General features: G+C 53.6%; 18 protein-coding genes. 8 read left to right on the top strand and 10 right to left on the bottom strand.

Annotation, left to right across the window (positions count from 1 at the left end; genetic code table 11):
- Position 1: 1 nt before the first annotated feature.
- The 6 genes from lepA to rseD all read right to left on the bottom strand — a co-directional run bounded on the left by lepA (position 2) and on the right by rseD (position 4,747).
- A complete protein-coding gene (gene lepA / locus M8370_RS16930; RefSeq protein WP_250021452.1) occupies positions 2 to 1,801 on the bottom strand; it encodes a translation elongation factor 4 in 1,800 nt (599 codons plus the stop codon).
- A 185-nt stretch (positions 1,802 to 1,986) separates the two neighbouring features.
- Positions 1,987 to 2,463 (bottom strand): SoxR-reducing system protein RseC, encoded by a 477-nt coding sequence (gene rseC, locus M8370_RS16925; protein WP_038420411.1) that lies wholly within the window; start codon positions 2,461 to 2,463, stop codon positions 1,987 to 1,989.
- Positions 2,460 to 3,413, bottom strand: coding sequence for a sigma-E factor regulatory protein RseB (gene rseB / locus M8370_RS16920; protein ID WP_013098322.1), 954 nt, complete (start codon positions 3,411 to 3,413; stop codon positions 2,460 to 2,462). Before rseB ends, rseC begins: the two co-directional genes overlap by 4 nt.
- Positions 3,413 to 4,063 (bottom strand): anti-sigma-E factor RseA, encoded by a 651-nt coding sequence (gene rseA / locus M8370_RS16915; RefSeq protein WP_023620106.1) that lies wholly within the window; start codon positions 4,061 to 4,063, stop codon positions 3,413 to 3,415. Before rseA ends, rseB begins: the two co-directional genes overlap by 1 nt.
- Positions 4,064 to 4,094: 31 nt before the next feature.
- The gene (rpoE, locus tag M8370_RS16910; RefSeq protein WP_006176728.1) at positions 4,095 to 4,670 is read right to left on the bottom strand and encodes an RNA polymerase sigma factor RpoE; all 576 of its coding nucleotides are present in this window, start codon (positions 4,668 to 4,670) and stop codon (positions 4,095 to 4,097) included.
- Positions 4,667 to 4,747, bottom strand: coding sequence for a rpoE leader peptide RseD (gene rseD / locus M8370_RS16905; RefSeq protein ID WP_225368419.1), 81 nt, complete (start codon positions 4,745 to 4,747; stop codon positions 4,667 to 4,669). The genes rpoE and rseD overlap by 4 nt, the downstream gene beginning before the upstream one ends.
- A gap of 349 nt (positions 4,748 to 5,096) precedes the next feature.
- Between rseD and nadB the strand changes: the two genes are divergently transcribed.
- Positions 5,097 to 6,716, top strand: a complete 1,620-nt coding sequence (gene nadB, locus M8370_RS16900) for an L-aspartate oxidase (RefSeq protein ID WP_250021446.1) — start codon at positions 5,097 to 5,099, stop codon at positions 6,714 to 6,716.
- Here nadB and trmN read toward each other — a convergent pair.
- Positions 6,701 to 7,438: a tRNA(1)(Val) (adenine(37)-N(6))-methyltransferase TrmN gene (gene trmN / locus M8370_RS16895; protein WP_013098325.1), complete on the bottom strand. Its 738-nt coding sequence runs from the start codon at positions 7,436 to 7,438 to the stop codon at positions 6,701 to 6,703. The two genes, nadB and trmN, sit on opposite strands and share 16 nt — an antisense overlap.
- 132 nt (positions 7,439 to 7,570) lie before the next feature.
- On the opposite strand from trmN, the gene srmB reads away from it, so the two are divergent.
- The gene (gene srmB / locus M8370_RS16890; RefSeq protein ID WP_013098326.1) at positions 7,571 to 8,899 is read left to right on the top strand and encodes an ATP-dependent RNA helicase SrmB; all 1,329 of its coding nucleotides are present in this window, start codon (positions 7,571 to 7,573) and stop codon (positions 8,897 to 8,899) included.
- A 53-nt stretch (positions 8,900 to 8,952) separates the two neighbouring features.
- On the opposite strand, the gene grcA is transcribed toward srmB, so the two are convergent.
- Complete coding sequence (gene grcA / locus M8370_RS16885) at positions 8,953 to 9,336, bottom strand: autonomous glycyl radical cofactor GrcA (RefSeq protein WP_013098327.1); 384 nt, start codon at positions 9,334 to 9,336, stop codon at positions 8,953 to 8,955.
- A 314-nt stretch (positions 9,337 to 9,650) separates the two neighbouring features.
- Here grcA and ung point away from each other — a divergent pair, with 314 nt between their 5' ends.
- Positions 9,651 to 10,340, top strand: a complete 690-nt coding sequence (gene ung / locus M8370_RS16880; RefSeq protein WP_250021444.1) for a uracil-DNA glycosylase — start codon at positions 9,651 to 9,653, stop codon at positions 10,338 to 10,340.
- Between the two features lie 38 nt (positions 10,341 to 10,378).
- Here the strand turns inward: ung and M8370_RS16875 are convergent, their stop codons facing one another.
- Positions 10,379 to 11,464, bottom strand: a complete 1,086-nt coding sequence (locus tag M8370_RS16875; RefSeq protein ID WP_023620103.1) for a tRNA/rRNA methyltransferase — start codon at positions 11,462 to 11,464, stop codon at positions 10,379 to 10,381.
- A gap of 204 nt (positions 11,465 to 11,668) precedes the next feature.
- Here M8370_RS16875 and trxC point away from each other — a divergent pair, with 204 nt between their 5' ends.
- The 5 genes from trxC (at position 11,669) to M8370_RS16845 (ending at position 17,390) form a co-directional block, all read left to right on the top strand.
- The gene (gene trxC, locus M8370_RS16870; RefSeq protein ID WP_013098330.1) at positions 11,669 to 12,088 is read left to right on the top strand and encodes a thioredoxin TrxC; all 420 of its coding nucleotides are present in this window, start codon (positions 11,669 to 11,671) and stop codon (positions 12,086 to 12,088) included.
- A 70-nt stretch (positions 12,089 to 12,158) separates the two neighbouring features.
- On the top strand, positions 12,159 to 12,857 hold the full coding sequence (tapT, locus tag M8370_RS16865) for a tRNA-uridine aminocarboxypropyltransferase (RefSeq protein ID WP_062935169.1): 699 nt from the start codon (positions 12,159 to 12,161) through the stop codon (positions 12,855 to 12,857).
- Between the two features lie 35 nt (positions 12,858 to 12,892).
- A complete protein-coding gene (locus tag M8370_RS16860) occupies positions 12,893 to 15,556 on the top strand; it encodes a bifunctional acetate--CoA ligase family protein/GNAT family N-acetyltransferase (protein WP_013098332.1) in 2,664 nt (887 codons plus the stop codon).
- 110 nt (positions 15,557 to 15,666) lie between these two features.
- Positions 15,667 to 17,022, top strand: a complete 1,356-nt coding sequence (pssA, locus tag M8370_RS16850) for a CDP-diacylglycerol--serine O-phosphatidyltransferase (RefSeq protein ID WP_095439794.1) — start codon at positions 15,667 to 15,669, stop codon at positions 17,020 to 17,022.
- Between the two features lie 44 nt (positions 17,023 to 17,066).
- The gene (locus M8370_RS16845; RefSeq protein ID WP_040023403.1) at positions 17,067 to 17,390 is read left to right on the top strand and encodes a YfiM family lipoprotein; all 324 of its coding nucleotides are present in this window, start codon (positions 17,067 to 17,069) and stop codon (positions 17,388 to 17,390) included.
- Here the strand turns inward: M8370_RS16845 and M8370_RS16840 are convergent.
- Positions 17,387 to 18,682 (bottom strand): MFS transporter, encoded by a 1,296-nt coding sequence (locus tag M8370_RS16840; protein WP_013098335.1) that lies wholly within the window; start codon positions 18,680 to 18,682, stop codon positions 17,387 to 17,389. The two genes, M8370_RS16845 and M8370_RS16840, sit on opposite strands and share 4 nt — an antisense overlap.
- Between the last annotated feature and the right edge of the window lie 260 nt (positions 18,683 to 18,942).

Below are 18,942 nucleotides of genomic sequence, written 5' to 3'. Positions count from 1 at the left end.
GTTATTTGCCGTCTTTACCAACATGCAGAATGGCAAGGAATGCTTCCTGCGGCAGTTCGACGTTACCGACCTGCTTCATACGCTTCTTACCTTCTTTCTGCTTCTGGAGCAGCTTTTTCTTACGGCTGACGTCACCGCCATAGCATTTCGCCAGAACGTTTTTACGCAGCTGTTTCACGGTAGAGCGGGCGATAATGTGGTTGCCGATGGCCGCCTGAATCGCGATATCAAACTGCTGACGCGGGATCAGATCTTTCATCTTCTCAACCAGCTCACGGCCACGGTACGGGGCATTGTCGTTGTGGGTGATCAGGGCCAGCGCATCAACACGTTCACCGTTGATCAGCACATCCACACGTACCATGTTCGAAGCCTGGAAGCGTTTGAAGTTGTAATCCAGTGACGCATAGCCACGAGACGTAGACTTCAGACGGTCGAAGAAGTCGAGAACCACTTCCGCCATTGGGATTTCATAGGTGAGCGCAACCTGGTTACCGTGGTAAACCATGTTGGTCTGAACGCCACGCTTCTCCACGCACAGCGTGATAACGTTACCCAGATATTCCTGCGGCAGCAGCATATGACACTCTGCGATTGGCTCACGCAACTCATCGATGTTGTTCAGCGGCGGCAGCTTGGACGGGCTGTCGACGTAGACGATCTCTTTGTTGGTGGTCTGCACTTCGTATACTACGGTCGGCGCGGTGGTGATCAGATCCAGATCGTATTCACGCTCCAGACGTTCCTGAATGATCTCCATGTGCAGCAGACCAAGGAAGCCGCAGCGGAAGCCGAAGCCGAGCGCCGTGGAGCTTTCTGGCTCGTAGAACAGCGAGGCGTCGTTAAGGCTCAGCTTGCCGAGCGCATCACGGAAGTTCTCGTAGTCGTCAGAGCTGACCGGGAACAGGCCGGCATAAACCTGTGGTTTCACCTTTTTAAAGCCTGGCAGCGCTTTTTCTGCCGGGTTACGCGCGCCGGTCAGGGTATCGCCCACTGGCGCACCGAGAATGTCTTTAATGGCACAAACCAGCCAGCCCACCTCGCCGCATTTCAGCTCGGTACGGTCAACCTGTTTTGGTGTGAAGATCCCGAGACGGTCTGCGTTATAGACCTGGCCGGTACTCATCACCTTAATTTTGTCGCCTTTACGCATGGTGCCGTTTTTAATACGCACCAGCGAGACAACGCCCAGATAGTTATCGAACCAGGAGTCGATAATCAGCGCCTGCAGTGGGGCATCCGGGTCACCTTCTGGTGGCGGAATATCACGCACCAGACGTTCCAGCACATCGGTAACGCCCACGCCGGTTTTGGCCGAGCAACGCACGGCATCGGTCGCGTCAATTCCGACGATATCTTCAATCTCTTCCGCCACGCGCTCAGGGTCAGCGGCTGGCAGGTCGATCTTGTTCAGAACCGGCACCACCTCAAGATCCATTTCCATCGCCGTGTAGCAGTTTGCCAGGGTCTGGGCTTCTACGCCCTGCCCCGCATCCACCACCAGCAGCGCGCCTTCACAGGCTGCCAGCGAGCGAGAAACTTCATAGGAGAAGTCAACGTGGCCTGGGGTGTCGATAAAGTTCAGTTGGTAGGTTTCACCATCAGCCGCCTTGTAATCGAGCGTGACGCTCTGTGCTTTAATGGTGATACCACGTTCGCGTTCCAGGTCCATGGAGTCCAGAACCTGGGCTTCCATTTCACGATCAGACAGGCCACCGCAAATCTGGATAATACGGTCAGACAGCGTCGACTTACCGTGGTCAATGTGAGCAATGATCGAAAAGTTACGTATTTTCTTCATATAGTTAAATAATTATGCCTTACGAATTCCTGGAGGCCGCTGTTCTTAGCCTGACGTTTTTCAGTGCGAAAACGCAGCATTCTACACTACATCTCCGTTACCTGGAAATGCACTTAGCGCCAGGTATAGCGTGAAGAAATGGTGTTTTCTTTTTTAAGTTGTAAATGATGATAAAGCCCGATGGATCACCGGGCCTCAGAGGAGAGCGTCTCAACACGAAGTTGGTCTGGTGCCAGCCCTACGCTGAGAATAACAGGCTGCCACGCTTCGCGGGCTGCGAGCCTTGGGGAGAAACCTTTGGCAAGCCAGAAACCACCCACACCTCCCAATGCTGCGCCGCACATGGCCGCCGCATCGGTACCAAACAGCATCTGAAACACGCCGCCCATCACAAAGAGCCCCACCAGCGGGGAGAGATAAACCAGCATTGCGGAACCCAACAGGCTGCCTTCGGCAATGCCCAGTTCCACCTTCTGTCCTGCCACCAGCGGTTGCTCACTTGGCACGGAAAGCGTGTGTGAGGTTTGCGGCCCGAGCTTATTTAGCACGCGGCTGCCGCAACCCGCCCGGGATGCACAACTGTTACAGGAGGCCTTTACATCACAGCTTACCAGCGCAACACCGTCCTGCCATGATACAACCGTAGCCCACTCTTTAATCATTGTGCAGCCCTGAATTTGATGCTGTCAGAAATACGCTTCGCCGTTTGCGGGGGTAATTCGCCGACGATGGTGATCTCCGCGTTGTCGCGTACCGTGGTACTGACTGTTCGACGTCCGGTACGCAGCATTTGTTCGGCACTGTTTGCCGTCGCGCGATTGATATTCACCGAGAAGCTGAACAAGCCATCGGAGTAGAGGCGCGATTCAACCGGCGTTTCAATGGTAGGCAGTTGTCGTCGGCTGCTTGATACTTCCGTAAAGCCTTGCGGGATCCAGGAAGGAACCCAGTTGAAATTCACGGAATCTCCCGCCGGAACGGAGAGCAGCGGCGGCAGGCTGGCTTTCGCCAGATTCTGCATGCTATTACCCACCTGATTATTGACGCTAAAGGAGATAACGCGGAACTGTTCCAGCGTTTCGCCATCGCGATCAAGCAGGTCTACACGCATTGGAAGCTTGGTTTCGGCATCAATCCAGACAATGTAGCTGTAACGCGTCCCGTCGCGGGCGACAACGCGGATCACTTCACACAATCTGTCAGCGATGCGCGTACGCCCTACCGAAATAAAATCGTAGTAAGGGGCAAGGCGCTTGAAGTCGGTGTAGATGAGCGATGGCAGAGAATCAACGATATAGTCGCCATTGAGGGTAAAAGGCTCCAGGCCTGGCTCGAAATAGCTGATTTCGTTACCACGCTGAACCACTTCCCGACGCGGGCCATCCATCTGTAAAAGTTGCGCGAGCGGCTGATTATCAAGACGGGCATGGCGATAGCGTAACGACTCGACGCCCTGCTTATTGATGCTGATAAATGCCAACTCGTAATTGAGTGACTGGCTGGCCAGATTCATTTGCTGCAACAACGCCCCGGATGAAACATCAGCCGAGGCGTTGGCAGAGAAGAACAGGCTACCCGCCATCAGAGACATGGCGAACCAAAGTTGCTTCATTACTGCGATTGCGTTCCTAAAGTTTGGTTTCCTGGCACCTGCACAGCAGCCTGCTGGGTTTGTGCCTGCTCAAACTGAAGCTGTTCTGAGTGCAGACGACGCTGCAACTCATAATCCTGCAACATCGCATTAATGCGACGGCGCTGCTCCTGAACCTGCTGTTGCTGACCGCCACTGGCGGAGGCATCAGCCGGTACACCCAAACTTACCGGGCTGGCTTTGCCCATCATCGGCAGTGTGTTGAACACTGGCGCTTCTGGCTGCTGATTAGTTTCAGACTGAGTATTATAGTGCTGGACGCCAACGATAACTGCAAGCGATACGCATGCCGCCACACCCATTTGGGTAAGTTGACTGGCCCACGGACGCACCTTCTGCCAGAACGGCATTTTCTGCCACTGGTGTGGTGCAGGTTGAGCTTCAGGAATCAGCGGAGTGGTCTGATGAACAGGCTCATTCTCAATAGCCGCCATCACGCGGGCTGAGATATCGAAATGGATAACCTCGCTGGTGTCACCACGAAGGGTGTCACGGATGAGATGGTAACTCTCCCAGGTCTCTTGCATTTCGGGAGAATGAGACAACTCATTGAGCAGCTCACTATCCAGCGTTTCACCATCCATTAAAGCGGAAAGTTTTTCTTTCTGCATGCCTAATACCTTTTCCAGTATCCCGCTATCGTCAACGCCTGATAAGCGGTTGAACTTTATTATCAATAGCTTCTCGCGCACGGAAAATTCGTGAACGTACCGTGCCGACCGGACAATCCATGATAGCGGCTATCTCTTCATAGCTCAGACCATCAAGCTCCCGTAACGTAATTGCCATGCGTAAATCTTCCGGGAGCGACTCGATCGTGCGAAAAACAATTTGTCTCAGTTCTTCTGACAACATTAAGTTCTCAGGGTTCGAAATTTCTTTCAGCGCACCGCCACTTTCGAAGTTTTCGGCGTCGATTGCGTCCACATCACTTGAAGGCGGACGACGGCCCTGAGCGACCAGATAATTCTTTGCCGTATTGACCGCAATACGGTACAGCCAGGTATAAAAAGCACTATCTCCCCGGAACGAGTCCAGCGCGCGATAGGCCTTAATAAAAGACTCTTGTACAACATCAGGCACATCACCTGACGGTACATAGCGGGAAACCAGACTCGCCACCTTATGCTGGTAGCGCACCACCAGTAGGTTAAAGGCTTTCTGATCTCCCTTCTGGACCCGTTCAACCAGGACCTGGTCCGTTAACTGCTCGCTCATCCGAGGTAATGTCTCCCCAAACCAAAATTCCACGCGTTATCGAAACGCCACTCTACAAATCCCGCACTTTTGAGCAAGCACCGAGTTGGAGTGTCTATTCTTCAATAAGTTCCGTAACGCCTTTGTTTTTGTTCATCGCGTCACAGACTGTTTATTTTCTCTCATTATAAGTCTGTTCACGATACATACCCACTTTCTGACTTCAAACATCTCTTATCCGGTCAGAAGAGTAACGCAACCCAGGCTTTATTTCACCACAAAATCTGACGCTAACGACCTGCTTCGCAAAATATTTTCCTTCTTTTACATGCCGGAAATCCGCGCATGCGCGTTTAGTCATTGCAACCGAGAATAAAAAAAACGTGCGATATCTCGCACTGAGGTGCTATTCTGCCCAAACACTGTTTAGTAAATTAAACAAAAATCATGAACACAACACCTGAACTACATTGTGATGTACTGATCATCGGTAGCGGCGCGGCAGGACTCTCGCTGGCGCTGCGTCTGGCTGAGCATCAGAGCGTAATTGTTCTGAGTAAAGGACCGATGAGCGAAGGCTCCACATTTTATGCCCAGGGCGGAATTGCCGCCGTGTTTGATGAAACAGACAGCATTGCGTCACACGTCGAAGATACGTTGATTGCCGGAGCCGGGATCGTCGATGAACATGCTGCGGAATTTGTCGCCAGCAATGCGCGTCACTGCGTCCAGTGGCTTATTGACCAGGGTGTACTCTTTGATACTCAGGTTCAGCCAAACGGCGAAGAGAGTTACCACCTTACCCGCGAAGGCGGACACAGCCACCGCCGGATCCTGCACGCTGCAGATGCCACCGGTAAAGCGGTGGAAACCACCCTGGTCAGCAAGGCGCTCAGCCATCCTAATATTCGGGTGCTTGAGCGCAGTAATGCCGTTGACCTGATTATTTCTGACAAGATTGGCCTGCCGGGCACGCGCCGGGTGGTGGGAGCCTGGGTCTGGAATTGTAATAAAGAAAAGGTCGAAACCTGTCAGGCGAAAGCCGTGGTGCTGGCAACAGGTGGTGCCTCCAAAGTATATCAATACACCACCAACCCGGACATTGCCTCTGGTGATGGTATCGCCATGGCCTGGCGCGCCGGGTGTCGTGTTGCCAATCTTGAGTTCAACCAGTTTCACCCAACCGCACTGTTTCATCCGCAGGCGCGCAATTTCCTGCTGACGGAAGCCCTGCGCGGTGAAGGCGCGTATCTGAAGCGCCCGGACGGCTCACGTTTTATGCCGGACTTTGACCCGCGGGGCGAGCTCGCGCCGCGTGATATCGTCGCCCGCGCTATCGATCACGAGATGAAACGTCTTGGCGTGGATTGCATGTATCTGGATATCAGCCACAAACCGGCTGAGTTTGTCCGTCAGCATTTCCCGATGATTTATGAAAAGCTGCTCAGCCTTGGGATTGATCTGACGCGTGACCCGGTACCGATTGTGCCAGCCGCTCACTATACCTGTGGTGGCGTCATGGTTGACGATCATGGCCGTACGGACGTGGATGGTCTGTATGCCATCGGCGAGGTGAGCTATACCGGGCTGCATGGCGCGAACCGCATGGCATCCAATTCGTTGCTGGAGTGTCTGGTTTACGGCTGGTCCGCAGCGGTGGATATAACCAAACGCATGCCGTATGCCCGCCAAGCTGAGCACTTACCGGCCTGGGATGAGAGCCGCGTGGAAAACCCGGATGAGCTGGTTGTGATCCAGCATAACTGGCATGAGCTTCGGCTATTTATGTGGGACTACGTTGGCATTGTACGCACGACGAAGCGTCTTGAGCGAGCCTTACGCCGTATCACCATGCTGCAGCAGGAAATTGATGAGTATTATGCCAATTTCCGCGTTTCCAACAATCTGCTGGAGCTGCGTAACCTGGTGCAGGTTGCCGAGTTGATTGTTCGCTGCGCGATGATGCGTAAAGAAAGTCGGGGTTTACACTACACCCTGGACTATCCCGACACGCTGCCTGAATCCGGCCCGTCGGTTCTCTCCCCGCAGCGTCACATAAACAGATAAAATGCCTGGGTCAGCGCAGTGTAATCTTCGGAGTAACGCTGGTCTGGCCCACGGATAACCATCCTGTCGTTAAAACATTCACCCTCTTTTGGCGAAAGCGCCAGCAAGACCCGGTGTGGTAACCGCCCTTCCGTATCCGAGATATCGGTACGCAGCCGTAAGTTCCAGCCCATCTCCCGTGCGATCTCAATAAAGGTATTGCCGGTGCTTTCGGGAAGAACCACGCAGAAGAACCCTTCTTCGGAAATTAAATTCGCCGCGCTGGTTAACAGGGCTTTATGATCGAGCGAACCGGTATAGCGAGCCTGTTCGCGCTCAGGCGTACCGCACTCCACGCCGGGCGCGTAGTAGGGAGGGTTACTGACGATCAAATCGTAACGCGCCGTTTGCTCTGGTGCCCAGGCCAGTACGTCCGCGCATTCAACTTTAATTCGGGTTGCCCAGGGGGATTCGAGCGCATTTTCACTCGCCTGCCCTGCGGCCTGTGCATCCAGTTCAACCGCATCAATGGTGACATGCTCATCCGTGCGCTGAGCCAGCATTAATGCCAGCAGACCACTGCCGGTGCCAATATCCAGAATGCGCTTAACCCCTGCGACAGGCGCCCACGCTCCCAGTAGAATACCGTCTGTACCGACTTTCATGGCACAGCGATCGTGAGCAACAAAAAATTGTTTAAACGTAAAGCCATCGCGGCGCAATTGCGCTTTGAGTTGAGACATGTCAGAGCAACCTTCTAAGTGAAACTGGAGTAGCATAGGGGAAAGCGAAGTGGCCGAAAAGCGATATCCATACAAACAGATGAAGATTACAGCCGTAACGTCTATAATCAGCGCCCCACACAGAGGTAGAACATGACTGTAACGACTTTTTCCGAACTTGAACTCGATGAAAGCCTGCTCAATGCACTTGAGAGCAAAGGCTTTACACGCCCGACCGCCATTCAGGCAGCGGCCATTCCGCCTGCGCTTGAGGGCCGCGATGTGCTCGGTTCTGCGCCAACCGGCACGGGGAAAACAGCAGCCTACTTGCTGCCTGTGTTGCAGCACCTGCTCGATTTTCCTCGTAAAAAATCAGGCCCGCCGCGTATTTTGATCCTGACGCCTACCCGTGAACTGGCTATGCAGGTTGCCGATCACGCACGCGAGCTGGCAGCGAATACCCATCTGGATATCGCCACAATCACCGGCGGCGTTGCGTATATGAACCACGCCGAAGTGTTCAGCGAAAACCAGGATATCGTCGTTGCGACGACAGGCCGTCTGCTGCAATACATTAAAGAAGAGAACTTTGACTGCCGCGCGGTAGAAACCCTGATTCTGGACGAAGCCGACCGTATGCTGGACATGGGCTTCGCGCAGGATATCGAACACATCGCCGGCGAGACGCGCTGGCGCAACCAGACAATGCTCTTCTCTGCCACCCTCGAAGGGGACGCGATCAAAGACTTCGCAGAGCGCCTGCTGGAAGATCCGGTGGAAGTGTCGGCAACGCCTTCTACCCGTGAACGCAAGAAGATCCATCAGTGGTACTATCGCGCGGACAACCTTGAGCACAAGGTTGAATTGCTCAAGCACCTGCTGAAGCAGGAAGAGGCCACCCGCACTATCGTCTTTGTGCGTAAGCGCGAGCGTGTGCATGAGCTGGCTGAAATGCTGCGTAATGCCGGGATTAACAACTGCTACCTCGAAGGCGAGATGGCACAGATCAAACGTACTGAAGGCATTAAGCGTCTGACCGATGGCCGCGTTAACGTGCTGGTGGCAACAGATGTTGCTGCTCGCGGGATTGACATTCCGGACGTCAGCCACGTGATCAACTTCGATATGCCGCGCAGCGGTGATACCTATCTGCACCGCATCGGCCGTACCGGCCGCGCCGGGCGTAAAGGTACAGCGATCTCCCTGGTTGAAGCGCACGACCATCTGCTGCTGCAGAAAATCGGTCGCTATATCGACGAGCCGCTGAAATCCCGCGTTGTCGATGGCCTGCGCCCAACCACGCGTGCACCGAGTGAAAAAATGACGGGCAAACCGTCTAAAAAAGCACTGGCGAAACGTGCGGAGAGAAAAGAGAAAGAAAAAGAGAAGCCGCGCGTGAAGCAGCGTCATCGCGATACCAAGAATATTGGTAAACGCCGTAAGCCAAGCGGTACTGCGTCAGAAGCGAAAACTGAAGAGTAAAAAAAAGCCGGGAAATATCCCGGCTTTTTGTTCCACCCCCGTGGCTAAAAACCTTACAGGCTTTCAGTAAAGGTACGCGCGATAACGTCGCGCTGCTGTTCCGGGGTCAAGGAGTTGAAACGCACCGCGTAGCCAGACACACGAATAGTCAGCTGTGGGTATTTTTCAGGATGCTTAACCGCATCTTCCAGCGTTTCGCGACGCAGTACGTTCACGTTCAGATGCTGACCACCTTCAACACGCACTTCAGGTTTCACTTCCATTGGGATTTCGCGGTATTCAATTTCGCCCAGCTTATTAACTGGAACGATTTCATCTTCCGCAAAACCCGCTTTTGCTACCACACAGCGTGCTTCGTTTTTCTCGCTGTCCAGCAGCCAGAAAGAGTTGAGCAGATCGTCGTTTGCAGCTTTAGTAATCTGGATACCTGTAATCATGTGTTGCCTCCCTTAGGCTACATTAACTGGTGTCGGCCTTTCGCGGCCAATTGGTAAAACCATTGTTTCTTGTGTGTATATATATCATTCACACCACGGCGATTTATTGATTTAAATCAACAAAATAACCAACCATACAAAGAGTGTGGTCTGGTTTTATTGTTTCAGATCAATTTTCCAGCCTTACCAATTCAAATCAATTTGTAATTTTTCAACCATAATTTAAGGAGTTACGGCTAATTTCCGCATGGAATTTTGCACCTCAGGATTTAGCGGTTAAGCTAGGCGCAGAATGAGATTCGCAGGAGAGCGAGATGACGACACCGCTGACATGGCACGATGTGCTGGCAGAAGAGAAACAGCAGCCCTATTTTATCAACACTCTCAGTACCGTTGCGGCAGAGCGGCAGTCTGGCCAGACGATTTATCCGCCCCAGAAAGACGTATTTAACGCGTTTCGCTATACCGAACTGAGCGATGTCAAAGTCGTGATCCTGGGTCAGGATCCTTACCACGGCCCTGGTCAGGCTCATGGGCTGGCCTTCTCCGTGCGCCCGGGCGTGGCTATCCCCCCTTCTCTGCTGAACATGTATAAAGAGCTTGAAGGAACGATCCCCGGTTTTACTCGGCCCAATCATGGTTACCTGGAAAGCTGGGCGCGCCAGGGCGTGCTGTTACTGAATACTGTCTTAACCGTACGAGCAGGTCAGGCGCACTTTCACGCCAGCCTTGGGTGGGAAACCTTTACGGATAAAGTCATCAGCCTTATCAATGAACATCGTGAGGGGGTAGTGTTTTTACTCTGGGGATCGCATGCGCAGAAGAAAGGGGCGATTATTGACCGTCAGCGTCATCACGTGTTGAAAGCGCCACACCCGTCTCCGCTGTCAGCCCATCGTGGTTTCTTTGGCTGTAATCATTTTGTTCTGGCGAATGAGTGGCTGGAAAAACGTGGCGAAACGCCGATTGACTGGATGCCCGTGTTACCGGCAGAAAGCGAGTAGGAAATGAATGTGCCGGGCTGGCCCGGCACATAAAAAGCTTATGCTTTGTTCTGACGCCACCACTCCGCCAGCAGTACGCCGGTCGCGACGGAAACGTTCAGACTTTCCACATTGCCCGTCCCGTCAATAGAGACGCTCAGATCCGCACTCGAGAGTGCCGCGTCTGACAGACCATCACGTTCCTGACCTAACACCAGCACCATCTTGCGCGGCAGCGTCGCTTTAAACAGCGGCGTACCGGCATGGCTGGAGGTCGTCACAATGGAATAGCCCGCTTTACGGAACTGCTCGATGGCATCCAGAACGCTGTCGCCGGTGATCGGCTGAACGTGCTCGGCACCGCCTTCCGCAGTACGGATCGCAGCACCGGATTCCAGCAGCGCAGCATCCTGCAGCAGTACCCCTTTAACGCCGAAGTGCGCGCAGCTGCGCATCATCGCACCCAGGTTATGCGGGTTACCCACATCTTCCAGCGCCAGCACGCAGTCATCGGCACCGGCCTGGCTGACCCACTGTTGCACCGTTGTGCCGTTGCGTTTTTTGATCAGGAAGCAGACACCACCGTGGTGTTCGGTGCCTGACGCTTTCGTCAACTCGGCATCATCAACCACATGGTAGGCTTTACGGTTTGCCGCCATCCAGCGCAGGGCTTCTTTGAAGCGAGGGGTGACGCTCTGGATAAACCATGCACGAACGATACACTCAGGGCGGCTCTGGAACAGAGCCTGACAGGCGTTTTCGCCATACACGCGTGTCTCTTCCGCACGCTGACGGCGCAGCACTTCCGGATCGATAAAGCTTTTACCGCTGATGCCGCCGTGATCGGCTTTTTCAGGCGTCTCATCGCCAGGCGCGCGGGACACGGTACGCCATGGTGACGAACCCTCACGTGCAAAATCATCGCGTTTGCGATCGTCACGCTTGCGGTCATCACGTTTGCGGTCATCACCACGGTTGTTTCTGTCATCGCGGGCGGGGCGACGGCCACCGTCTGCACGAGAGGACGCCGGACGCCCGCCACCTTTTCCGGTACGCGGATTTTGGGTGCGTTTATCAGAGTCATCATCACTGCGGACATACATCACTTTGACCTTGCCGCTTTTATTTTTCATTTCGTCGTTCATGCTTTTCTCCACCAGCGCTGCGCGAAGCGCGCAGATTACCCGATGTGCAAGCGCATAGCCATAATTTCGTACAAAAGCCTGTGACTATTGTTCTCATTGAATAAAACGCATTGTCGTTTCAAACAGGCTCATTGATAATATGTAACATATTAGAAACATTATCGGCATACTGCCGCTGTCCCATGGTTCTATCAGAGGTTAGTTATGAATACCGTATGTGCCAACTGTCAGGCTCTTAACCGCATTCCGGACGATCGGATCGAGGATGGTGCGAAATGCGGGCGTTGTGGCCATGAGTTGTTTGATGGCGATGTGATTAACGCTACAGGTGCTACGCTGGACAAACTCCTCAAGGACGATCTCCCGGTGGTTGTCGATTTCTGGGCACCATGGTGTGGCCCGTGCCGTAACTTCGCGCCAATCTTTGAAGATGTCGCCGAAGAGCGCAGCGGGAAGATGCGTTTTGTGAAGGTGAATACGGAGGCAGAACGCGAGCTCAGCGCCCGTTTTCGTATTCGTAGCATTCCGACCATCATGATTTTCAAAAATGGTGAAGTCATCGACATGCTCAACGGCGCGGTACCCAAAGCGCCGTTCGAGAGCTGGTTGAACGAGTCGCTGTAACATTCACGGGGCACATCTTGTGCCCCGTTCCCGCCTCTGCGAAAATGGGGTTTTTCCTGCCCTTTCGCCCATGACTGATAACGCTGTACTTCAATTACGCGCCGAACGCCTTGCCCGCGCGACTCGCCCTTTTCTCGCTCGTGGCAACCGCATCCGTCGCTGCCAGCGCTGCCTGCTGCCGTTAAAAGTGTGCCTGTGCGACACGCTGGTACCGGCCACGGCGGAAAGCCGTTTTTGCCTGGTCATGTTTGATACCGAACCGATGAAACCCAGCAATACGGGTCGTCTGATCGCCGATATTCTGCCTGATACGGCCGCGTTTCAGTGGTCGCGCACGGAGCCTCCTCAGGCCCTGCTCGAATTAGTGGCAAGCCCGGACTATCAGCCGATGGTCGTTTTCCCCGCCTCCTATGCAGGCGCCGACCGTCAGGTATTGTCAGCCCCGCCATCCGGAAAACCACCGCTGTTTATTATGCTGGATGGCACCTGGACGGAAGCGCGGAAAATGTTCCGTAAAAGCCCTTACCTTGACGCGCTGCCGATCATTTCTGTCGACCTCTCTCGCGTATCGGCCTACCGCTTACGTGAAGCCCATGCTGACGGACAATACTGCACCGCCGAAGTGGCGATCGCACTGCTGGATTTAGCGGGTGATACCGAGGCGGCTGGCGCGCTGGGCAGCCATTTCTCCCGTTTTCGCGAACGCTATCTGGCGGGAAAAACCGTTCATAAGGGCAGTGTCACAGCAACCGGGACAGAAAACGTTTAAAATCATCAGGTCGCTTGCATTCACAGGAGGCCTGCATGAGCCAGCGAGGGTTAGAAGCGCTACTACGTCCTAAATCCATAGCCGTTATCGGCGCATCAATGAAACCGGATCGCGCTGGCTATCTGATGATGCGCAACCTGCTGGCCGGCGGATTTAATGGCCCCGTTATGCCCGTTACACCGGCCTATAAGGCCGTTCAGGGGGTACTTGCATGGCCTGATGTGCAGAGCCTGCCTTTCGTACCCGATCTGGCCGTACTCTGTACAAATGCGAAACGTAACCCGGAATTGCTGGAATCGCTCGGCAAGAAAGGGTGTAAGACCTGCATTATCCTCTCATCTCCTCCTGAACAGCAGCCCGAGCTTCTGGCGTGCGCCAGCCGCTATCAAATGCGTATTCTTGGGCCGAACAGTCTGGGATTACTCGCCCCCTGGCAAGGACTGAATGCCAGCTTTTCTCCAGTGCCGATCCGTAAAGGCAAACTTGCTTTTATTTCGCAGTCGGCTGCGGTATCCAACACGATCCTTGACTGGGCGCAGCAGCGTGAGATGGGGTTCTCCTACTTCATCGCCCTGGGTGACAGCCTGGATATCGACGTGGATGAACTGCTGGATTTTCTGGCGCGTGACAGCAAAACCAGTGCGATCCTGCTTTATCTTGAACACCTCAGCGACGCCCGTCGTTTTGTGTCGGCATCGCGCAGCGCGTCACGTAATAAACCCATCCTGGTCATCAAAAGCGGACGCAGCCCTGCAGCACAAAGCCTGCTGCATTCCCATTCCGGGATGGATCCCGCCTGGGATGCGGCCATCCAGCGCGCGGGTTTACTGCGGGTACAGGACACGCACGAACTTTTTTCCGCCGTCGAGACGTTGAGTCATATGCGTCCGTTGCGCGGAGAGAAATTAATGATCGTCAGTAACGGTGCAGCTCCGGCGGCGCTGGCGCTGGACGAACTGTGGCTACGTAATGGCAAGCTGGCCACGCTCGGTGAAGAGACGCTTCAGCGCCTGAGAGAGGCTTTACCCATCAGCGTTGCCCCCGGGAACCCCCTTGATTTACGCGATGATGCCAGTAGCGATCGCTATATCAAAGCCATTTCTATTTTGCTGGATAGTCAGGATTTCGATGCGCTGATGATTATCCACTCCCCCAGCGCGGTCGCTCCTGGCAGCGAGAGCGCGCGAGCCCTCATTGAAGCAGTGCGTAACCATCCGCGTGGTAAATACGTCACTCTGCTCACCAACTGGTGCGGTGAATTCTCCTCTCAGGAGGCACGGCGACTGTTCAGCGAAGCGGGGTTGCCAACGTACCGTACCCCGGAAGGGACTATTACCGCCTTTATGCATATGGTGGAGTACCGTCGTAACCAGAAACAGTTACGTGAAACTCCAGCATTGCCCGGCAATCTGACGGCAAATTCCGTCGACGTTCACCGGCTGTTGCAACAGGCTATCGATGAAGGTGCAACATCGCTGGACACTCACGAAGTGCAACCCATTCTTGGTAGCTATGGGATGCAGACGCTGCCAACCTGGATCGCCAGCGACAGCGCGGAAGCAGTACATATTGCCGAACAGATTGGTTATCCGGTCGCCCTTAAGCTTCGCTCACCGGATATTCCCCACAAGTCCGATGTGCAGGGGGTAATGCTGTATCTTCGAACCGCGGCTGAAGTTCAGCAAGCGGCAGATGCTATTTTCGACCGCGTAAAAATGGCCTGGCCTCAGGCCAGGATCCACGGACTGCTGGTGCAAAGCATGGCGAACCGCGCGGGCGCACAGGAACTGCGGGTGGTTGTTGAGCACGATCCGGTTTTTGGCCCGCTCATCATGCTGGGAGAAGGTGGCGTGGAATGGCGCCCTGAAGAACAAGCCGTGGTGGCCTTACCGCCGCTGAACATGAACCTTGCTCGCTATCTGATTATTCAGGCCATCAAAAGCAAAAAAATTCGTGGCCGGAGCGCCCTGCGTCCGCTCGATATTGCGGGGTTAAGCCAGTTCCTGGTGCAGGTCTCAAACCTGATAGTCGATTGCGCGGAGATCCAGCGGCTGGACATTCATCCTCTGCTCGCCTCCGGCAATGAGTTCACGGCGCTGGACGTCACCCTGGATATCGCGCCATTCGAAGGCGACAGAGAGAGCCGTCTGGCGATCCGTCCTTATCCTCTGCAACTGGAAGAGTGGGTGGAGATGAAGAACGGTGAGCGTTCGCTGTTTCGCCCCATTTTGCCGGAAGACGAACCGCAACTGCGGACGTTTATCTCTCAGGTCACGAAAGAGGATCTTTACTATCGCTACTTCAGCGAAATCAACGAATTTACCCATGATGATTTAGCCAATATGACCCAGATCGACTACGATCGAGAAATGGCCTTTGTCGCCGTTCGTCGTTCCGAAAACGGTGATGAGATCCTTGGCGTGACGCGTGCTATTTCAGATCCGGATAACGTCGATGCGGAGTTTGCCGTACTGGTGCGCTCCGATCTTAAAGGCCTGGGCCTTGGGCGGCGGCTACTGGAAAAACTCATCAGTTATACGCGCGATCACGGATTGTTACGCCTGAATGGCATTACTATGCCAAACAATCGCGGTATGGTGACCCTGGCGCGAAAACTCGGTTTTGACGTTGATATTCAGCTGGACGAGGGGATTGTTGCCCTCTCCCTCACTCTGAAATCGCCGGATAAACCCGAGTAAGCTACTGGAAATGTTACCCACTTTGGACGGGACTGGTGGTATCATTGTCCGCTTATGTTGTTTGCATGGTACAGACAACCCTTCAATGAACAGAGAAGAAACGCACTGTGATGTTGTCAAAATTTAAGCGTAATAAACATCAACAACACCTTGCTCAACTACCGAAGATTTCTCAGTCAGTTGATGATGTAGAGTTCTTTTACGCTCCCGCTCATTTTCGGGAGACGCTTCTGGAAAAGATTGCCAGCGCCACGCGACGCATTTGCATTGTGGCACTCTATCTTGAACAAGATGAAGGTGGCCGCGCGATCCTGAATGCGCTCTACGAAGCCAAGCGTCAGCGTCCTGAACTGGATGTTCGCGTGCTGGTTGACTGGCACCGCGCTCAGCGTGGCCGTATTGGCGCTGCTGCTTCAAATACAAACGCAGACTGGTATTGCCGCACGGCGCAGGAAAATCCTGGCGTTGATGTCCCTGTTTACGGGGTGCCGGTGAATACCCGTGAAGCGCTTGGCGTACTCCATTTCAAAGGGTTCATCATCGATGACAGCGTGCTTTATAGTGGCGCGAGTCTGAATGATGTTTACCTTCATCAGCTCGATAAGTATCGCTACGACCGCTACCATCTGATCCGTAATTCGCAGATGGCCGACATCATGTTTAATTGGGTGGATAAGCATCTGGTACATGGCCGAGGTGTGAATCGCCTTGACGATCCTCATCGCCCGAAAAGCCCGGAAATCAAGAACGACGTTCGTGCGTTCCGCCAGGAGCTGCGCGATGCGGTTTATCATTTCCAGGGCGATGCAAGCAACGAAGAGTTGTCCGTTACACCTCTGGTGGGCTTAGGCAAATCCAGCCTGCTGAACAAAACGATTTTCCATCTGATGCCGTGCGCGGAGCAGAAGCTCACTATCTGTACGCCGTACTTTAACCTTCCCGCCGTGCTGGTGCGCAATATCATTCAGCTGCTGCGCGACGGTAAAAAAGTGGAAATCATTGTCGGTGATAAAACGGCGAATGACTTTTTCATTCCAGAAGATCAACCTTTCAAAATCATCGGCGCCCTGCCCTACCTTTATGAGATTAACCTGCGTCGTTTCCTCAGTCGCTTACAGTATTACGTAAACACCGACCAGCTGGTGGTGCGTCTCTGGAAAGATGAAGATAACAGTTATCATCTCAAAGGAATGTGGGTTGATGATGAATGGATGCTGCTGACCGGCAACAACCTGAACCCTCGTGCCTGGCGTCTGGATCTGGAAAACGCAATTCTGATCCACGATCCACAACATGAACTGGCCGCGCAGCGTGAACGTGAACTGGAACTTATTCGTACACATACGACGGTTGTTCGTCATTATCGCGAGCTACAGAGCATTGCCGATTATCCGGTGAAGGTTCGTAAGCTTATTCGCCGTTTGCGTCGCATCCGTATCGATCGTCTTATCAGCCGTATTCTGTAATATCCAGGCCCTGCCACCCGCAGGGCTTTTTTATGGAGCTGTTGATGCGTCTTCCTCTGTTAGTCATGACCCTCTGTTTAACCGGCTGTAGCCATATGGCGAACGATAGTTGGTCCGGTCAGGATAAAGCGCAACACTTCCTCGCATCCGCGATGTTGTCCGCTGCCGGTAATGAGTACGCCCAGCACCAGGGATATAGCCGGGATCGTAGTGCGGCAATCGGCCTGATGTTCTCAGTCAGCCTTGGGGCATCTAAAGAATTATGGGATAGCCGCCCCTCAGGGAGCGGCTGGAGCTGGAAAGATTTTGCCTGGGATGTTGCCGGTGCCACGACCGGCTATGCCGTGTGGCAGATGGCGCATTATTAAAGACGAATACCTTTCCCTTTGCGATGCAGCATCAGGGATACGATAAAGGCCAGCGCCCCCATGATCGTCACATACCAGAAGAATGTCGTTTCGCTTCCCCATGATTTCAGGGACAGCGCAACGTACTCCGCCGAACCACCAAACAGGGCATTGGCAACCGCATAAGAAAGCCCTACTCCCAAAGCACGCACCTGTGCCGGGAACATCTCGGCCTTGAGTATCCCGCTGATCGAGGTGTAGAAACTCACAATCACCATCGCCAGCATCACCAAAGCAAATGCGGCATAAGGTGATGAGACGTGCTGAAGCGCGGTTAAAATGGGGACGGTACATAAGGCAGACATGCCACCAAAAATCAACATTGATGTGCGACGGCCGATCTTATCTGAGAGCGCACCAATTAGCGGCTGTATCAGCATAAAGACGAACAGCGCGGCGGTCATGATGACGCTGGCGACGTTGGCGTGCATTCCCGTGGTATTCACCAGATACTTTTGCATGTAGGTGGTAAAAGTATAAAAACTGAGTGAACCACCGGCGGTGAAACCGAGAACCATCAGGAAAGCTTTGCGGTTTCGCCATAGTCCTTTAAACGATCCCGCTTCCTTCAGCGCCCTGACCTCTTTTTGCGAGGTTTCGTCTAACTGACGGCGCAGCCAAAGCGCCACGATCGCCAGTGCAGCCCCCATCGCGAAAGGAATTCGCCATCCCCATTCATGAAGCTGGCTGTCGGTGAGGATCTGCTGCAGGATCACGACAACCAGAATGGCCAGCAGTTGACCGCCGATGAGCGTGACATACTGGAAAGAGGCGTAAAAACCCTTCCGACCTTCAAGTGCAATTTCACTCATGTACGTGGCGCTGGTGCCGTACTCTCCCCCAACGGAGAGTCCCTGGAATAAACGAGCCAGCAATAAAAGGGCGGGCGCCCAGGTTCCAATAGCGTCATACCCCGGCAGACAGGCGATGATAAGGGAACCAAAACACATCATGCAGACCGAGATCAGCATGGAGGTTTTACGCCCGCGACGGTCTGCGATACGGCCAAATAACCAGCCACCAATCGGCCGCATTAAGAATCCTGCTGCAAATACACCTGCCGTTTGCAGTAGTTGCGTTGTGGTGTTTCCTGACGGGAAGAAAATATGTGCGAAGTAAAGTGAACAGAATGAGTAGACGTAAAAGTCGAACCATTCAACCAGGTTACCGGATGAGGCACTAACAATTGCCCATACCCTTCTTCGGGTATCACTGGCAACCAGCGTCCCGTTCGATGTAATGCTTTCGGTCATTATGATTATACTCCTGCCATAAACAACGGCATGCTGAGCTCTGAAGGAACTCAATACCTTGTAAATTAAATGTTATTATTTTGTTATAAATAACATTGCGAGGGAGATCACAAATTTCGTTAGCAAGGTAAGTTCCGGAGAAAGCCCAGGAGGGGAATGGTGCGGTCTGATGCCCTCTTCCGCAGGGAGAGGGTGAGAGTGAGGGAGAAAAACAAAAGCAAAAAACCCCGCACCTTACGGTACGGGGTTCTTCTTATTTA

The sequence above is a fragment of the Enterobacter cloacae complex sp. OE43NF genome, assembly GCF_023544405.1.
In the GTDB taxonomy this organism is placed as follows: Bacteria; Pseudomonadota; Gammaproteobacteria; order Enterobacterales; family Enterobacteriaceae; genus Enterobacter; species Enterobacter cloacae.
Note: the sequence above shows the minus strand (reverse complement) of the source record. Positions and strands in the feature narration are given on the sequence as shown.

Bases quoted from the DNA above. Each gene is read 5' to 3' on its own strand.
- lepA (WP_250021452.1), bottom strand. From the start codon at position 1,801: ATGAAGAAAATACGTAACTTTTCGATCATTGCTCACATTGACCACGGT.
- rseC (WP_038420411.1), bottom strand. From the start codon at position 2,463: ATGATTAAAGAGTGGGCTACGGTTGTATCATGGCAGGACGGTGTTGCG.
- rseB (WP_013098322.1), bottom strand. From the start codon at position 3,413: ATGAAGCAACTTTGGTTCGCCATGTCTCTGATGGCGGGTAGCCTGTTC.
- rseA (WP_023620106.1), bottom strand. From the start codon at position 4,063: ATGCAGAAAGAAAAACTTTCCGCTTTAATGGATGGTGAAACGCTGGAT.
- rpoE (WP_006176728.1), bottom strand. From the start codon at position 4,670: ATGAGCGAGCAGTTAACGGACCAGGTCCTGGTTGAACGGGTCCAGAAG.
- nadB (WP_250021446.1), top strand. From the start codon at position 5,097: ATGAACACAACACCTGAACTACATTGTGATGTACTGATCATCGGTAGC.
- trmN (WP_013098325.1), bottom strand. From the start codon at position 7,438: ATGTCTCAACTCAAAGCGCAATTGCGCCGCGATGGCTTTACGTTTAAA.
- srmB (WP_013098326.1), top strand. From the start codon at position 7,571: ATGACTGTAACGACTTTTTCCGAACTTGAACTCGATGAAAGCCTGCTC.
- grcA (WP_013098327.1), bottom strand. From the start codon at position 9,336: ATGATTACAGGTATCCAGATTACTAAAGCTGCAAACGACGATCTGCTC.
- ung (WP_250021444.1), top strand. From the start codon at position 9,651: ATGACGACACCGCTGACATGGCACGATGTGCTGGCAGAAGAGAAACAG.
- M8370_RS16875 (WP_023620103.1), bottom strand. From the start codon at position 11,464: ATGAACGACGAAATGAAAAATAAAAGCGGCAAGGTCAAAGTGATGTAT.
- trxC (WP_013098330.1), top strand. From the start codon at position 11,669: ATGAATACCGTATGTGCCAACTGTCAGGCTCTTAACCGCATTCCGGAC.
- tapT (WP_062935169.1), top strand. From the start codon at position 12,159: ATGACTGATAACGCTGTACTTCAATTACGCGCCGAACGCCTTGCCCGC.
- M8370_RS16860 (WP_013098332.1), top strand. From the start codon at position 12,893: ATGAGCCAGCGAGGGTTAGAAGCGCTACTACGTCCTAAATCCATAGCC.
- pssA (WP_095439794.1), top strand. From the start codon at position 15,667: ATGTTGTCAAAATTTAAGCGTAATAAACATCAACAACACCTTGCTCAA.
- M8370_RS16845 (WP_040023403.1), top strand. From the start codon at position 17,067: ATGCGTCTTCCTCTGTTAGTCATGACCCTCTGTTTAACCGGCTGTAGC.
- M8370_RS16840 (WP_013098335.1), bottom strand. From the start codon at position 18,682: ATGACCGAAAGCATTACATCGAACGGGACGCTGGTTGCCAGTGATACC.